The sequence below is a fragment of the Simplicispira sp. GW247-4R2A genome, assembly GCF_059424465.1.
In genome coordinates, this window is the sequence record NZ_JBWKZM010000016.1 from 36,958 (window position 1) to 53,016 (window position 16,059).

Sequence of the window (16,059 nt, forward strand, 5' to 3'; positions counted from 1 at the left end):
AAACCGGCGTCAGGCCCGCGCAGGCGCGGGCCTGAGATTCCGGCTGCTTGGGCGATCAATGCCGCCATGGCTTGATCGCGACAAGAACGATTGCGGGCTACAGCTTGACCGAAGTCATGTAGCTGTCGAAGCGGAACTCGGAGAAACGGCCCCACAGGATCTGATCGCGCTGGAAGGCTCGCATGTCCTGGTGGATTTTCTTGAACTCGGGCGACTTGGCTTCGTGCTCGGCAAACACTTCCATCGCCGACTTGAATCCGGCGTCCATGAGCTCCTTGGAGAACGCCTTGAGCTGGGTCTTGGCGCCCACGAGCTTCTTGAGCGCAATGGGATTGAAGGCGTCGTACTTGGCCGTCATGTCGCGGGCGGCGACGGCCGTGGCGGCGTCCACCATGGCCTGGAACTCGGGCGTCAGCGCCGCGTAGGCCTTGGCGTTGATGAAGAATTCCAGCTCGGCGCCACCTTCCCACCAGCCGGGGTAATAGTAGTAAGGCGCCACTTTGTTGAAGCCCAGCTTTTCGTCGTCGTAAGGGCCGACGAATTCGCAAGCGTCCAGCGTGCCCTTTTCCAGCGCCTGGTAGACCTCGCCCGCTGGCATGTTCTGCGACACCACGCCGAGCTTCTGCATGGATTCGCCGAACAGGCCACCGCCCATGCGCATCTTCAGGCCCTTCAAGTCTTCAGCGGTATTGATTTCCTTGCGGTACCAGCCGCCCATCTGCGTGCCGGTGTTGCCGGCGCTGCGGCTCTTGATGTTGTATTTGGCGTAGAACTCGTCCATCAGCTTGCGGCCGTTGCCGTGTTCCATCCACGCGTCCATCTGGCGCGCCGTCAGGCCAAAAGGTACCGCGCAGCCAAAGGCAAAAATGGAGTCTTTCCCGGTGAAGTAGTACGGCGCGGTCTGCGCCATTTCCACCGTGCCGTTTTGAATGGCATCCACCACGCCGAAGGGAGGCATCAACTCACCGGCGGCGTGTACCGAGACCTCAAACTTGCCACCAGACAACGCCTTGAGCGTCTTGGCGAACATCTCGGCGCTGCCGAAAATGGTGTCGAGCGACTTGGGGAAACTCGATGCCAGGCGCCAGCGGACAGTGGCCTGGGCGTGCACGGCAGGGGCAACCCCTGCGGCCAGTACGCCAGCGACGCCGGCATGTTTGATGAGTGAGCGACGATCCATGAGAACCTCTTGAGAAACGGGGTTGCAATAGTGCCTAACGCGTGGCACATCCGCCGCGCGGCCCAGCCACTTTAGCAGCCATGGAGGAATTGTAAAAAGGCACTTTCCAGAGCCTCTGCGGGTTTTCCCGCGAAAGCCCGCCGCGAGGCGCATGCCTTCAGGGTTCTGCAAGCATGCACCTGCAGCCACTGCGCATCGGAAAGCGCAGCGCCCCTACCTCCGCAGGGGAATTGTCAGGCTGCGCGCTCGCCCATGGCACGCACCGATGCACCAAAGCGCGCCTGCACCGAGGCTGCGATGCCTGGCGCGTCGAGCCCCTGCAAAGACAGGAGCGTGGCCGGGTCACCGTGCTCAATGAAGACGTCGGGCAGACCGAGCTGCAGCACCGGTCTCTGCATGCCCGCGGCGGCCAGGGCTTCAAGCACCGCGCTGCCTGCGCCGCCCTGGATGCAGCCCTCTTCGAGCGTGACGAGCGCGTCGTGCTCGGCGGCGAGTTGCAGCAGCAATTCGGTATCCAGCGGCTTGGCCCAGCGCATGTTGGCCACGGTCGCGTCAAACTGCTCGGCGGCTTCAAGGGCCGGGTACAGCAAGGTGCCAAACGCCAGGATGGCGATGCGCGGCAGGCCGGCTGGCCGCAAGGCACTGCTGCGGGTGCGGCGGATTTCGCCTTTGCCGTACGGCAAGGCGTCCAGCCCCGGCAACGGCGCGGTGCCGGCACCGCTGCCACGCGGGTAGCGCACAGCGACCGGGTGGTTCTGGGCGAAGGCGGTGCAGAGCAACTGGCGACACTCACGTTCGTCGGCCGGGCAGGCCATGGCCATGTTGGGGATGCAGCGCACAAAGGCGATGTCGTAGGCGCCCGCATGGGTCGCGCCGTCGGCGCCCACCAGACCTGCGCGATCAAGCGCAAAAACCACGGGCAGGTTTTGCAAGGCCACGTCGTGGATCAACTGGTCGTAGGCGCGCTGCAAGAAGGTGGAATAGATGGCGACCACCGGCTTGACGCCCTCGCAGGCCATGCCCGCGGCGAATGTCACCGCGTGCTGCTCGGCAATGCCCACGTCGTAGTACCGATCAGGGAAACGCCGCTCGAACTCCACCATGCCCGAGCCTTCGCGCATCGCCGGTGTGATGCCCACCAGGCGCTCGTCGTGCGCCGCCATGTCGCAGAGCCACTGGCCGAACACCTGGGTAAACGTCTGGCGCGGCGGCGTGGCGGGCTTGACCAGGCCGATCTTCGGATCAAACCGCGAGGGGCCGTGGTAGGCCACCGGGTCGGCCTCGGCCAGCTTGTAGCCCTGGCCCTTCTTGGTGACCACATGCAGGAACTGCGGACCCTTGAGCTCCTGGATATTCTGCAGCGTCGGAATGAGCGAATCCAGATCGTGCCCATCAATGGGCCCGATGTAATTGAAGCCAAACTTCTCGAACAGCGTCGCCGGCACCACCATGCCCTTGGCCTGCTGCTCAAGGCGCTTGGCGAGTTCCAGCAGCGGCGGCACGGGGCGCAGCACCGTCTTGCCGACGTTCTTGGCAGCCGCATAGAACTGCCCGCTCATGAGCTGCGCCAGGTAGCGGTTCAGCGCGCCCACGGGCGGGCTGATGCTCATGTCGTTGTCGTTCAGGATGACCAGCAGGTTGCAGTCCGCTACGCCGGCATTGTTCAGCGCCTCGAAGGCCATACCGGCCGTCATGGCGCCGTCGCCAATGATGGCCACCGCATAGCGCTCATCGCCGCGCCGCTTGGCAGCCATCGCCATGCCCAGGGCGGCGGAAATGCTGGTGCTGGAATGCGCGGTGCCAAAGGTGTCGTATTCGCTCTCGGCGCGCTGCGGAAAGCCGGAAATGCCGCCCAGCTGGCGCAGCGTTCCCATGCGCTCACGCCGGCCGGTCAATATCTTGTGCGGGTAGGTCTGGTGGCCCACGTCCCACACCAGGCGGTCGCGCGGGGTGTCGAAGACGTAGTGCAGCGCCACGGTGAGTTCCACTGTCCCCAGGTTGGAGCTCAGGTGCCCGCCCGTTTTGGAGACGCTGTCAAGCACGAAGGCGCGCAGTTCGTCGGCCAGGCGCTTGAGCTCGGCGCGTGAGAGCCGGCGCAGATCCGCCGGGTCGTTCACGGTCTCAAGCAGGGGGTAGGCGTTCGTGGACATTCAATACTATATTTTTGATAGCTTATAGCGCTTATTTCATAAGCGCTAGGAGGCATTTTTACTTCTAATTTGAGCGCAGCAGCACCATGTCTGCCAGCGCCGCGAGCCGCGTGGTGTCGGGCAGGCCGCTGGCGTCCAGCCCGGCCAGTGCTTCGCGGTGGAGATTCTGCGCGCATTGCCGCGCAGGCTCCAGGCCGAGCAGTGACACGTAGGTGGGTTTGGCGTGGGCCGCGTCCTTGCCGGCCGTCTTGCCCAGCGTGGCCGAATCCTGCGTCACGTCCAGGATATCGTCGACCACCTGGAACGCCAACCCGAGAGCGGCCCCGTAACGCGCCAGGCCCGCAAGCGCCAGCGCACCCGGCGTGCCGCAGGCGGCGCCCATCATCACACTGGCTTGCAGGAGCGCGCCGGTCTTGAGCTGGTGCATGCGCCGCAGTTGAAATTCGTCAAGCTGTAGGCCGACACTGGCCAAATCGATCGCCTGCCCGCCCGCCATGCCCGCCGCGCCCGCCGCGCGCGCGAGCTGCCGACACAGGGCGGCTTGCACGTTCGCCGGGATGGCGCTGTGCTCGGGAGTGAGCAGCTCGAAGGCCAGTGCCTGCAACGCGTCGCCCGCGAGCAATGCGCCGGATTCGCCAAACTGCACATGCACGGTAGGCTTGCCCCGGCGCAGCACGTCGTTGTCCATGCAGGGCATGTCGTCGTGCACCAAGGAGTAGGCATGAATGAGCTCAACGGCGCACGCGGCGCGCAGCGCCGCATCGTCGAGCGCTGCGCGCATCGCTGCATTGCCAGGCAAAGCCCCCTCGCCCGCCACCGCCTCGCGCGCCGCCAGCACCAGCAGCGGACGCAGACGCTTGCCACCACCTTGCACCGCATAGCGCATGGCTTGGCCCAGGTCTTCAGGTGCGCCCGGCCCCACCCACCGAGACAGGGCGGCTTCGGTGCGGGCCAGTTGCGCCACATTCCAGGCGGCAAATGCCTGATCGGGTACGCCGCTCATTCGCCGGTCCAGGTTTGGACAACGCCGGCGTCCAGCACCTTGATCTGGTCTTGCACGGCTTCGAGCCGCTCGCGGCAGAAAGCCAGCAGCACGGCCCCACGCTGGTAGCCGGTGAGCAGTTGCTCGAGCGGCATTTGGCCCGACTCGATCCGCGCGACCAATTGCTCGAGCTCTTCGAGCGCAGTTTCGTAGCTGGCCGGTTCGGTTGTCTTGGGTTTTGCCATGGGCGGGAGGTGGTCAACAAGCAAAGCCGGCAATTTTAGGACGAGAGCACAGGCGGCCTCCCCGCAAGGCGATGCTGCCGGCCAGCGCAATACACGTGGCACCCCTGCGGGCTTTGCCAGCGCAGCAATAACCCCGCTGCCTATAATCCCATTCCATACCGAACCGGCACCACGCCGGTTTCATTTTTTTCACTGACGCTGTGCGTCTCTCCCTGTGGGGAGTCTTTATCAGGTCACCCATGTCTGATGTAAGCCTTCGACTGCAGCCGGCCACGAGCCAACTACCGGTTTCCAGCTATTTCGACCCCGCGCTGTTCGAGCGCGAGAAGGCCACGCTGTTCCAGCGCGGCCCGCGTTATGTGGGGCATGCGCTCAGCGTGCCGCAAGCGGGCGATTACCACGCCCTGCCCCAGGAAGGCGAGGGCCGCGCGCTGGTGCGGGGTCCTGGCGGCCAGGTGGAGCTCATCTCCAACGTCTGCCGCCACCGCCAGGCCATCATGCTGGGCGGGCGCGGCACGCTGCAGGAGCATGCCAAGGGCAGTGCCGGCGGCAACATCGTCTGCCCGGTGCACCGATGGACGTACAGCCCCGGCGGCGAGCTGCTGGGCGCGCCGCATTTCAAGCACGACCCTTGCCTGAACCTGAAAAACTACCCGCTGCGCGAGTGGAATGGGCTTTTGTTCGAGGACAACGGCCGCGATATCGAAGCCGACCTCTCGGGCATGGGTCCGCGCAAGGAACTCTCGTTCGACGGCTACACGCTGGACCGCATCGAGCTGCACGAGTGCAACTACAACTGGAAGACCTTCATCGAGGTCTATCTGGAGGACTACCACGTCGGCCCCTTTCACCCAGGGCTGGGCAACTTCGTCACCTGCGACGACCTGCGCTGGGAGTTCCAGAACGAATACTCGGTGCAGACCGTGGGAGTCGCGGCCACCTTCGGCCAGCCGGGTTCCCAGGTCTACAAGAAGTGGCACGAGGTGCTGCTCAAGTACCGGCACGGCAAGCTGCCCGAGCGCGGCGCCATCTGGCTCACCTACTACCCGCACATCATGGTCGAGTGGTACCCGCATGTGCTCACCGTCTCCACGCTGCACCCGGTTGGCCCGAGCAAGACGCTGAACATGGTCGAATTCTTCTACCCCGAGGAAATCACGGCCTTCGAGCGCGAATTCGTCGAGGCCCAGCAGGCCGCCTACATGGAAACCTGCCTGGAGGACGACGAAATCGGCGAGCGCATGGACGCCGGCCGCAAGGCTTTGTTTGAGCGCGGCGACAACGAAGTCGGCCCCTACCAGAGCCCGATGGAAGACGGCATGCAGCACTTCCACGAGTGGTACCGCCAGCGCATGGGAGCAAGCCTCTGAGGCGCCAGTGGCCGGGCAGGGCCAGTTCCAGGGAGCCCAATCGCGGGAAGCACGGCCACGATGCTATTGTTACAGTAGCTGAAAACGCTTGCTGAATAAGCGCTAAAAGCCATTTTCATTTAATTTTCACACGCCCATGCAAGCCCTGTGGATGGTGCTCGCCGCCTTTTTGTTCGCCAGCATGAGCGTGTGCGTCAAGTTTGGCTCGGCGTACTTCACCTCGGCCGAGCTGGTGCTCGCGCGCGGGCTGATCGGCATGGCGCTGCTCGCCTGGCTGGCGCGTGCACGCGGCGTGGCACTGGCCACGCGCTACCCGCGCATGCACGCCTGGCGCGCCTTCATCGGCGTGATCTCGCTCGGCGGCTGGTTCTACGCCATCGCCCAGCTGCCGCTGCCCACGGCCGTCACGCTCAACTACATGAGCAGCGTCTGGATCGCCGCGTTCCTGGTCGGCGGCGCCCTGGTGAACTGGCGCCCCTCGCCCGAAACGCCGCGTCCGGCTTTGCAGGGCCCCCTGCTGCTCACCGTGGCCGCTGGCTTCGTTGGTGTGGTCCTGCTGCTGCGCCCCAGCCTCGGGCAGGGGCCTGGGCAGGCGCTGGGGGCTCTGGTGGGTCTGCTTTCAGGCATGTGCGCGGCGCTGGCCTACATGCAGGTGGTGGCCCTTTCGCGCATCGGCGAGCCCGAGGAGCGCACGGTGTTTTATTTTGGTGTGGGCTCGGTCGTGGCGGGCGGCGCCGCGGTGCTGGCCACCGGCCACTCGGCGTGGCCTGGCTGGCCGGTGCTGTGGCTGCTGCCCATCGGCGTGCTGGCCGCCGGCGGCCAGTTGTGCATGACACGCGCCTACGCCAGCGCCCACACCCCGCGCGCCACGCTGGTGGTGGCGAACCTACAGTATTCGGGCATCGTGTTTGGCGCGCTCTACGGCATGGCGATCTTTGGCGACATCATCGCGCCTTCAGGCTGGGCCGGCATGGGGCTGATCATCACCAGCGGCATCGTTGCCACCGCCCTGCGTACCCGCAGCGTGGCGTCGGCACCTGCCGAAGAGCTCTGATGCACACGGGCCCGAGGCTGCGCACAATGGAGGCCTGACACGCACGTTTACCCACCCATGGTCTACACCCACCTCATTTCCGCCGAGCAGCTGCTGGCCTTGCACGCGGGCGACGCGCCCTGCATGGTGTTCGATTGCAGCTTCGACCTGCCCCAGCCATCGGCCGGCCGCAGCGCCTTTCTCGAAGCGCATATCCCCGGCGCGGTCTATGCCCACCTGGACGAGGCCCTGAGCGCGCCGCACGGTGCGCCCGGCGCGGGCGGCAGCATCGTCACCGCCCATGCGGTCGACGGGCCGATGTCCGGCGGGCGCCACCCACTGCCGACACGCGAGCGCTTTGCCGTATGGCTCTCAAGCGTGGGGTTTGCCAACCGCATGCAAGCGGTGGTCTATGACCGCAACGGCAGCGCCTTCTGCGGCCGCCTGTGGTGGATGCTCAAGTGGATGGGCCACGATGCGGTGGCGGTGCTCGACGGCGGCCTCGCCGCCTGGCGTACCGCCGGCGGTGGCACCACGACCGGCGAGGAACCGGCGCACTTCCAGTCCAATTTCCACCTGCACCCACCGCTGCGCGAGTTGCGCAGCGCACTCCAGGTACAGGCGCAACTGGGCACGCCAAGCCAGACGCTGATCGACGCCCGCGCTCCCGAGCGCTACCGGGGCGAAGTCGAGCCACTGGACCCGGTGGCGGGCCACATCCCGGGCGCGCTCAACCGGCCCTTCTCGCAGAATTTCGGGCCTGGCGGACGCTTCAAGGACGCCGTGCAACTGCGCAGCGAGTTCGAAGCGCTGCTGGGCGCGCACGACCCCGCCACGGTGGTGCACCACTGCGGCAGCGGCGTCACCGCCAACCCCAACCTGCTGGCCATGGAGCTTGCCGGTTACGCGCCCACTGCCCTTTTTGCCGGCAGTTGGAGCGAATGGTGCAGCGACCCAACACGGCCCGTGGAACGCGGTTGACGGAGAAAGCGCAGCAGGTCCGCTCCTCTGCGCAGTCGGCCAAAAGCAGCGGGCGGTGTAAGGCAACTTCCTACAAACCCCACCCCGAAACCAGACACGCTGCGCAGCCGAATGCCGACTTAATTTCTTTTTAGGCCGGTTTCACAATCCATTTCACCGGATCGCCAAAGCATGCACACGGCATGCAAAGCGCCCCCGGACCTGAAAAGGATGTGCCCCATGACCCAAGAACAAGTGCTCGCCGAAATCCGCGAAGCCAACCTGACCTACCTGATGCTGGCGCAGACGCTGATCCGCCAGGACAAGGCCGAGGCGGTGTTCCGTCTCGGGCTCAACGAAGAAGCGGCCGACCTGCTGGCCTCGCTCTCGCCGGCCCAGGTGATGAAGATTGCGTCCCGCAACACGCTGCTGTGCAGCTTCCGCGTGGACGACTCCCTGGTCTGGGGGCTGCTGACCAACCACGACACGCCGCGCAAGGTGGGCAACGAAGCCACCAACACCTTGCACGCCAACATCCTGATGGCCAGCCGCGTCTCCGAAGTGCTCTGATCGCCCGGACCTTCGCTCACCCCCCACCTGCCCGAGACTGCCATGACCGACACCACCGCCAGCACCAGCGCTCCCAAGCGCGCCGCCGCCAAGAGCGTGCTCAACGAATCGCGCCAGATCGAGCGCGCCGCCCTGCTGATCGGCATGGGCGCCCGCATGCAGGTGCTCGAATCGGAAACCACGCTGTCCTACGAGCGGCTGATCCGCTTGTACAAAGAGATCGCGGGCAAGTCGCCATCCAAAGGACAGTTGCCGTTCTCGACCGACTGGTTCCTGACCTGGCAGGAAAACATCCACAGTTCGCTGTTCCTGAACATCTACGAATACCTGGGCAAGGGCATGGACCTGGACTCGGTGGAACTGCTCACCAAGGCCTACCGGCTCTACAGCGAGCAGATCGAAATCGCGCAGGTGGAGCCCCTGTTGTCCTTCACCCGCGCCTGGCGCCTGGTGAAGTTTGTTGACGCCGGCATGCTCACCCGCACCCAGTGCAGCGACTGCAAGGGCCAGTTTGTCACCGAGCTGTACGAAAACCGCGGCTACACCTGCGGCCTGTGCAACCCGCCGGCGCGCGCAGGCAAGAGCAAAACCAGCGGCGCCTTGATGCTGCACTGAAAATTTCAAGGTTTTTTGGCCTCTAGCGCTTATGCAGCAAGCGCTGTAAGCTATCAAAATAAAAGCAAACCCGGCAAACCCGGCGCATGGCAGCGGCCGGGTTTCGCTTTCTGGTCAACGCAGACCGAGCAGGCTGCGAAGCTCGTCGTCCAGCACCAGCGCGTAGTCGTGCGCGGCAATGGTCAAGTTGCCTTCCGGCCGCACGAGCTTGAGGCTGACGAACACCTGCCGGCTCGACACGGCATACGTGCCCACCACGACGGCCTGCGCTGCATGCGCCCGACTCACCTCGCGCAGCTCGCGCGAGAGCAGCAGCGCCCCCTCTTGCGGCACCAGCGCCACGGATTCGCGCAAGCGCAGCTCGGGCACGGGCAGACCGCGCTGCGTCAGGCGCCCGGCAATCTGTTCGGAGACCACGCGGCCAAAACGCGACGAAGCACCCAGGTGATCCAGGTCGACCAGCGTCGCCACCAGCACCGGCGCACGCGGGTCCAGCGGCGCGTTTTGCAAAAGTGCATCAGCGGCGGCGTAGCTGCTGCCCACCATGTCGGTGTGCGGTGACAGGGCCAGCGTTGGGCCGTACTTCTCGCCGTAGTAGTAGCCGGCGCAGCCGGTCAGCGACCCCGCCGCCAACAAGACCAGCGCCAACGCCGCAATGCTCTTGGGCACCACCAAACACCCCCGCTTCATGGCGTCACCACCTGCCAGGTCTTGAGCGGTGTGGGGGGCGGCGCGGGCAACTCAGGCTGGTACAGCACGGCGTCCGCTCGCTCTATGTAGTACATGTCCGCCGAGCCTGCCAGATAGCGGTCATGGCTCTTGAGTGTGGTCGTAATCAGCACTTCGGTGCGCGTGGGCCCGCCGGCTGCTGCACCCTGGGTGTAGAGCTGCGCCAGATCGATGGCCAGACCCGCGCCCACGCCAATCGCAGTCGCCGCGCCAGGCAACAACACGCGGTTGGAGTAATGGTCCTTCCAGTCGCGCCACACGCCAACGCTCGCCCCCAACATCGTCCCACCCAGGGGAATGGGCAGGCTGCGGGGCACATCCGCCCCGTGCTGCACCACTTGCGTCTGCACCTCCAGTTCCACCGCCGTCGGCACGGTGGACAAGACCACGCCCCGGTCCAGCAACTGCACCCGCAAGAGCTTGAGAAAGCCCTGATTGAAGCTGGAGTTGTCGGGCACGGTGACATGAATGGGGTAGTCGCCTTTGGGCCATTCGGATATTTTCTCCACCACACGCCCGGCCACATCGCTGGCCAGCACATCCCAGTGGTGCACGGCGCGCACTTTTTTCTGGCCAGTAGCGGGGTAGTTGTCGGCGCGCGGCACATCAAGGGTGCCACAGCCGGCCAGCAGCGCGGCTGCCAGCAAGGGCGCGAGAGCCCGGATGTGGAGGATGGGTGGGGGCATGCGGCTCATGGTAGCGATCTGGCGCGCCGGCAATCGGCGCAACAAACTGGTCTTTCCCAACCAGAACCGCTGTTTTGCGGCGGTGGCAAGCACCCACAATCCCTCACAATGGCACGAAATTCAAGGAGAAGGAATGCCTCACCACTATCGCCCCTCATGCCGCCTCGCCGCAAGCGTGCTAGTTCTGACCGCCGCTTTGGCAGGCTGCGGGGGCTCCACTGAGCCAGCGCCAGCTCCCACACCCTCATCTGGGCCGATCAGTGTGAACTTCACCGGCCCCGTTGGAGATGGCGGCGTATACGACACCAACACCCCCATCAACCTGCAAGTGAGCGTGGACGTGAATGGCGCTCGCGCTGCCGATGGCACCCTGGTCACGCTCACCGTCAACAGCGCCTCCGCCAGCCTGACACGCCCGGTGACCGCCACGGTCACAGGCACTGCCGCCTCGGACTTGCAAGTCACGCAGCCGGGCCCTGTGGATGTAGGGGCCACGGCCACCAGCGCCACACATTCGGGCAGCGACCTCATCACACTGTTCATACGCCCCAGGCCAAAAGATCTGGAGCTGCTGGTACCCGCCTTTTTCAGCGCAGCCACAGGATCCCCCTGGGACACCCTCATCAGCGGTGCCACCAGCTACCCGGATGTGAAGATCACCGCCATCGCGAACGCCAGCAACGGCATTCTCACCAGTACAAGCAAAGCGGACACCGATCTCGTCAGTGCCATCACCAAATTCAAGGCGGTAAAACCGGGCAACCAAAAGGTGGTGGCCTATGTGTCTACCGCCTACGGCAGCGGCACGCGCTCCGTGGTCGATGTCAAGGCCACCATCGACAAATACATAGAGCTCTATCCCGCATTGCTCGACGGCTTCTTCCTTGGAGAAATGGCGGCAGGAAGCGACCGGCTGGCGTTTTACACCGACCTCTACACCTACATCCACGGCAAGGGCTTGAGCGTCATTGGCGACCCAGGCACCTTCCCGGACGCTGGCTATGCAGGCGTGGCCGATGTGCTGGTGAACTTCGAAGGCAGCGCAGCCGCTTACCAGAATATTGACCCGCAGCCCTCCCACACCTGGGTCTACAACCAGGACAACACCAAGCAGGCAATGCTGGTCTACAGCGCCGGCGCTTGCACCACCATGCAAACGGCCGTGCAAACGGCCAACAAGGCGCGTACCAACACGGGTCTGGTGTACGTCACCGATCTGGACGGCACTGGCAGCCCCTGGTCCAGCCTGCCCACTTATTGGACGAAGTTGCTGGGCACGGTGGACGCGAGCAACAGCGATCGGGCTTGGCCCGCTTGCTGATAGCCTGAGCCCGGTGCGCGATGGGTTCGCGCCCGGTTTCGGTCACCCGCCACCTCGCGTCGAAGCCGATACGCGCCTACAAGGGCGGCGCGCCAGACACGCCACAATCCGCCGATGACCGACCCAACCGCCAGCGAGCCACTGCCCCAGCCCTCGCCCTGTGAAGACGCCAGCACGGTGGTGCTCACCCCCACCGAGCACCGATCGGAACCCGTGTCGCTGCATGTGCCGGTGGGCGCGCGCAGCGCTTCGCTGGCCATCATTGCGCTGTGCGCCTGCCTGGCCGTGCTGCACTGGGCGGCGGCGGTGTTCATCCCCATCGCCACGAGCGCTCTGCTGATTTGCGCGCTCTCGCCCGTCGTCGGCTGGCTCAATCGCCACCGCGTGCCGCGCGGCGTCGCGACGGCGGCCCTGCTGCTGGCCCTGAGCGGCGGCCTGGCGGGCACGGTGTACCAACTGAGCGACGGCGCTTCGCAGGTGGTCGATTCGCTGCCAAAAGCCGCCTCCAAGGTGCGCGACAAGATGCGCGAGCGCGCCCGCCAGCCCAGCCCCATTGAGACGGTGCAAAAGGCGGCTTCGCAGATCGAGCAGGCCGCCGCCGAAACCAGCGCGCCTTCCGTGGCCCGGCGCGGCGTGCAGCGGGTGCAGATCGAGCGCAGCCCGCTCGACATCCGCGACTACCTCTGGAGCGGCACCATGGGGCTGATGTCGGTGCTGGGCCAGTTGACCATCGTGCTGTTCCTCACCTTCTTCGCGCTCGCCGCCGGCGACACCTTTCGCCTCAAGCTCATGCGCATCGCCGGCCGCAGCCTGGCGCGGCGCAAGGTGACGCTGCAGGTCATCGATGAGATCAACGGCCAGGTGCAGCGCTACCTGCTGGTGCAACTGGCGACCAGCGCCATCGTGGGCCTGGCCACGGGCCTGGTGTACGCCATCTTGGGCCTGGAAAACGCGGCAGTCTGGGGCGTGATCGCCGCGGTTCTCAACCTGGCGCCTTATATCGGCTCGCTCGCCGTCACGGGCGCCTCGGCGCTGGTGGCGTTTCTGCAGTTCGGCACCCTCGACATGGCCTTTGCCGTGGGCGGCGCGTCGCTGGTGATCCACACCCTGGTGGGCAGCCTGCTCACGCCCTGGCTCACCAGCCGCGCCAGCAGCCTGAGCCCGGTGGCCGTTTTCGTCAGCGTTCTGGCCTGGGGCTGGCTCTGGGGCCTGTGGGGGTTGTTGCTGGGCATCCCCATCATGATGGCCGTGAAGGCGGTGTGCGACCGCGTGGAAGACCTGCACGCGGTGGGGGAGCTGCTGGGGAGTTGAATTTTGACGAAAAAATTCCCCTAGCGCTTACCCGATAAGCGCTAGCAGCTATAAATGCAATAGCAATCAACCAGTATTGCGCAACCCCGCCGCAATCCCGTTGATCGAAATGTGAATCCCGGTCTGCACCCGCTCGTCGCCCTGCCCTGCGCGCCAGCGGCGGATCAGCTCGACCTGCAGGTGGTGCAGCGGGTCGATGTAGGGGAAGCGGTGTTTGATGGAGCGCGCCAGCGCGGTGTTGTGTGCCAGGCGCTGCTTGTCGCCGGTGATGCGGGTCAGCACGTCGGCCGTGCGGTGCCACTCGGCCTCGATGGCGCCGAACACTTTTTTGCGCAGGCGGGCGTCCTGCACCAGCTCGCTGTAGCGCGACGCCAGCGCCAGGTCGCTCTTGGCGAGCACCATGTCCATGTTGGACAGCAAGGTACTGAAGAAGGGCCATTCGCGCACCATCTTGCGCAAGAGCGCGAGCTGGGCCTTGGGGTCTTTGCCGGGGGCGTTCAAAAACGCCTCCACAGCCGAGCCAAAACCGTACCAGCCCGGCAGGGTGAGGCGGCACTGGCCCCAGCTGAAACCCCAGGGAATGGCGCGCAAATCCTCAATCTTCTGGCTGGGCTTGCGCGACGCCGGGCGCGAGCCGATGTTGAGCTCGGCAATTTCGCGGATCGGCGTGGAGTTGAAGAAGTAGTCGGTGAAGCCGGGCGTCTCGTACACCAGCGCGCGGTAGGCCGCCATGCTGGCCACCGACAGTTGCGCCGCCGCGTCCAGAAACGCGGGTGTGGCGGGCTTGGTGGGCTGCAATAGCGTGGCCTCCAGGGTGGCGGCCACCAGGGTTTCGAGGTTGCGCCGGCCGATCTCGGGGTTGGCGTATTTGGAGGCAATGACTTCGCCCTGTTCGGTCAGCCGGATCTGGCCGCGCACGGTGCCGGGTGGCTGCGCCAGGATGGCCTGGTAGCTGGGGCCGCCGCCGCGCCCCACGGTGCCGCCACGGCCGTGGAACATGCGCAGGCGGATGGGGGTGGTGGCAGCCAGCTCGTCGAAAAACTCCACCAGCGCGATCTCGGCGCGGTACAGCTCCCAGTTGCTGGTGAAGATGCCGCCGTCCTTGTTGCTGTCCGAGTAGCCCAGCATGATGTCCTGCTGGCCGCCCGAGCGCTGCACCAGCGCGGCGATGCCGGGGGTCTGGTAGAAGCCGCGCATGATGCTGGCGGCGCTCTGCAGGTCTTCAATCGTCTCGAACAGCGGCACGACGATGAGGTTGGCGCGGGCTTCCGGTGTGCCCAGGCTGCCTTGCATCAGCCCCACTTCCTTTTGCAGCAGCAGCACTTCGAGCAGGTCGCTCACGGTTTCGGTGTGGCTGATGATGTAGTGAATGATGGCGTCATTGCCAAAGCGCTGGCGCATGGCCAGCGCGGTCTCGAACACCGCAATCTCGCCCAGCGTGTGCGCGCTGTACTGCGCACCCATGACGCGCAGCGGCCTGGCATCCTGCAGCAGTTGCAGCAGCAAGGCACAGCGCGCCTCCTCATTCAGCAGCGTGTAGTCGGGCACCACGCGCGCCGTGGCCAGCAGTTCGGTCAGCACGCGTTCGTGCTGGTCGGAGCTTTGGCGCAGGTCCACCGTCGCCAGATGAAAGCCAAACACCTCCACCGCACGGATCAACGGGTGCAGGCGCTGCGCGCCCAGGGCCTCGCCGTGGTGCGTGGCGAGCGATTGCTCAATGGTGCGCAGTTCGGCCAGAAACTCCTGTGCGTGCGGGTAGGCATTTTGCGGCGCCACCGCATGGCGCGCCGCCTGGCCGCCGCTCAGCTCGGCCAGCGTGGCTGCCAGGCGCGCGTAAATGCCGGTGAGCGCGCGGCGGTAGGGCTCGTCCTGGCGGTGCTCGCTGGTGTCGGGCGAGCTTTCTGCCAGGCGCTGCATCTCGCCCGATACCTCCACCAGCCGGGCGGAGAGTGAGAGCTCGGCACCCAGCAAATGCACTTCGGTCAGGTAGTGGCGCAGCGCCACCTCGCTTTGCCGGCGCAGGGCCTGCACCAGGGTGTCGGCGCCCACGTTGGGGTTGCCGTCGCGGTCGCCGCCAATCCACTGGCCCATGCGCAGAAAGCTGGCCACGCTGCCCTGGCCCAGGGATTGTTCGAGTTCGGCGTAGATTTTGGGAATCTCGCGCAGGAAGGTGGCTTCGTAGTACGACAGCGCGTTCTCGATCTCGTCGGCCACTGTCAGCTTGCTGTAGCGCAACAGCCGCGTCTGCCAGAGCTGCGTGACGCGGGCGCTCAGTTGCGCCTCGTTGGTGGCCAGTTCGCGCGGCGTGAGCGCGTCGCGGGCGCTGTTGTAGAGCTGGGCGCGCTCGGCCAGCTCGCCGCGCTCGGCCAGCAGCTTGGCAATGGCGCGTTCGGCGTCCAGGATGCTTTTGCGCTGCACCTCGGTGGGGTGGGCGGTGAGCACGGGCGAGACGTAGCTGCCGGCCAGGGTTTGCGCCACGGTGCTGGGCGCAATGCCGGCCCAGCGCAGGCGCGCCAGGGCGACGTCGATGCTGCCTTCCTGCGTATCGCCCGCGCGCTCGCGGATGGTGCGGCGGCGAATGTGGTGGCGGTCTTCGGCCAGGTTGGCCAAGTGTGAAAAATAGGTGAAGGCGCGGATCACGCTCACCGTCTGGTCGGCCGAGAGTCCCTTGAGCAACTTCTTGAGCGCCCGGTCGGCCTCGTGGTCGGCGTCGCGCCGGAAGGCGACCGAGAGCTGGCGCACCTGCTCGATCAGATCAAAGGCCGCAGCGCCCTCCTGCTCACGAATCACATCGCCCAAAATGCGGCCGAGCAGGCGGATATCGTCGATGAGGGGTTGGTCTTTGTCGTTCTTGCGCGTGCTGGCCATGCATGGTCTCCGAAAGGGGTGCGCCGCGCGGCGGGCGCT

General features: G+C 65.7%; 14 protein-coding genes. 7 read left to right on the forward strand and 7 right to left on the reverse strand.

Annotated elements, in window-relative coordinates:
* Positions 1-97: 97 nt before the first annotated feature.
* From AC07ZH_RS11975 to xseB, 4 genes are all read right to left on the reverse strand, one after another.
* Positions 98-1,180 carry a TRAP transporter substrate-binding protein gene (locus AC07ZH_RS11975; protein ID WP_119108702.1) on the reverse strand — a complete coding sequence of 361 codons (1,083 nt, stop codon included), beginning with the start codon at positions 1,178-1,180 and terminating at the stop codon, positions 98-100.
* 233 nt (positions 1,181-1,413) lie between these two features.
* Complete coding sequence (gene dxs / locus AC07ZH_RS11980) at positions 1,414-3,330, reverse strand: 1-deoxy-D-xylulose-5-phosphate synthase (RefSeq protein ID WP_119108703.1); 1,917 nt, start codon at positions 3,328-3,330, stop codon at positions 1,414-1,416.
* A 64-nt stretch (positions 3,331-3,394) separates the two neighbouring features.
* Positions 3,395-4,333, reverse strand: coding sequence for a polyprenyl synthetase family protein (locus AC07ZH_RS11985; protein WP_495199929.1), 939 nt, complete (start codon positions 4,331-4,333; stop codon positions 3,395-3,397).
* Positions 4,330-4,557, reverse strand: coding sequence for an exodeoxyribonuclease VII small subunit (gene xseB / locus AC07ZH_RS11990; RefSeq protein WP_495199930.1), 228 nt, complete (start codon positions 4,555-4,557; stop codon positions 4,330-4,332). Before xseB ends, AC07ZH_RS11985 begins: the two co-directional genes overlap by 4 nt.
* Positions 4,558-4,796: 239 nt before the next feature.
* Between xseB and AC07ZH_RS11995 the strand changes: the two genes are divergently transcribed.
* The 5 genes from AC07ZH_RS11995 (at position 4,797) to flhC (ending at position 9,105) form a co-directional block, all read left to right on the forward strand.
* The gene (locus AC07ZH_RS11995) at positions 4,797-5,927 is read left to right on the forward strand and encodes an aromatic ring-hydroxylating oxygenase subunit alpha (protein WP_495199931.1); all 1,131 of its coding nucleotides are present in this window, start codon (positions 4,797-4,799) and stop codon (positions 5,925-5,927) included.
* Positions 5,928-6,063: 136 nt separating this feature from the next.
* Complete coding sequence (locus tag AC07ZH_RS12000; RefSeq protein WP_495199932.1) at positions 6,064-6,981, forward strand: DMT family transporter; 918 nt, start codon at positions 6,064-6,066, stop codon at positions 6,979-6,981.
* Positions 6,982-7,038: 57 nt separating this feature from the next.
* A complete protein-coding gene (locus AC07ZH_RS12005) occupies positions 7,039-7,941 on the forward strand; it encodes a sulfurtransferase (protein ID WP_119108708.1) in 903 nt (300 codons plus the stop codon).
* Positions 7,942-8,160: 219 nt separating this feature from the next.
* Positions 8,161-8,490 (forward strand): flagellar transcriptional regulator FlhD, encoded by a 330-nt coding sequence (flhD, locus tag AC07ZH_RS12010; RefSeq protein WP_119108709.1) that lies wholly within the window; start codon positions 8,161-8,163, stop codon positions 8,488-8,490.
* 42 nt (positions 8,491-8,532) lie between these two features.
* A complete protein-coding gene (flhC, locus tag AC07ZH_RS12015) occupies positions 8,533-9,105 on the forward strand; it encodes a flagellar transcriptional regulator FlhC (protein ID WP_495199933.1) in 573 nt (190 codons plus the stop codon).
* Positions 9,106-9,219: 114 nt separating this feature from the next.
* Here flhC and AC07ZH_RS12020 read toward each other — a convergent pair whose 3' ends face one another.
* Complete coding sequence (locus AC07ZH_RS12020; protein ID WP_495199934.1) at positions 9,220-9,795, reverse strand: FlgO family outer membrane protein; 576 nt, start codon at positions 9,793-9,795, stop codon at positions 9,220-9,222.
* Positions 9,792-10,520 (reverse strand): hypothetical protein, encoded by a 729-nt coding sequence (locus AC07ZH_RS12025; protein ID WP_495199935.1) that lies wholly within the window; start codon positions 10,518-10,520, stop codon positions 9,792-9,794. Before AC07ZH_RS12025 ends, AC07ZH_RS12020 begins: the two co-directional genes overlap by 4 nt.
* A gap of 262 nt (positions 10,521-10,782) precedes the next feature.
* Here AC07ZH_RS12025 and AC07ZH_RS12030 point away from each other — a divergent pair, with 262 nt between their 5' ends.
* On the forward strand, positions 10,783-11,841 hold the full coding sequence (locus AC07ZH_RS12030; RefSeq protein WP_495199936.1) for a spherulation-specific family 4 protein: 1,059 nt from the start codon (positions 10,783-10,785) through the stop codon (positions 11,839-11,841).
* A 114-nt stretch (positions 11,842-11,955) separates the two neighbouring features.
* Complete coding sequence (locus tag AC07ZH_RS12035; protein ID WP_495199937.1) at positions 11,956-13,152, forward strand: AI-2E family transporter; 1,197 nt, start codon at positions 11,956-11,958, stop codon at positions 13,150-13,152.
* 66 nt (positions 13,153-13,218) lie between these two features.
* On the opposite strand, the gene ppc is transcribed toward AC07ZH_RS12035, so the two are convergent.
* Positions 13,219-16,020: a phosphoenolpyruvate carboxylase gene (gene ppc, locus AC07ZH_RS12040; RefSeq protein WP_495199938.1), complete on the reverse strand. Its 2,802-nt coding sequence runs from the start codon at positions 16,018-16,020 to the stop codon at positions 13,219-13,221.
* Positions 16,021-16,059 lie beyond the last annotated feature (39 nt).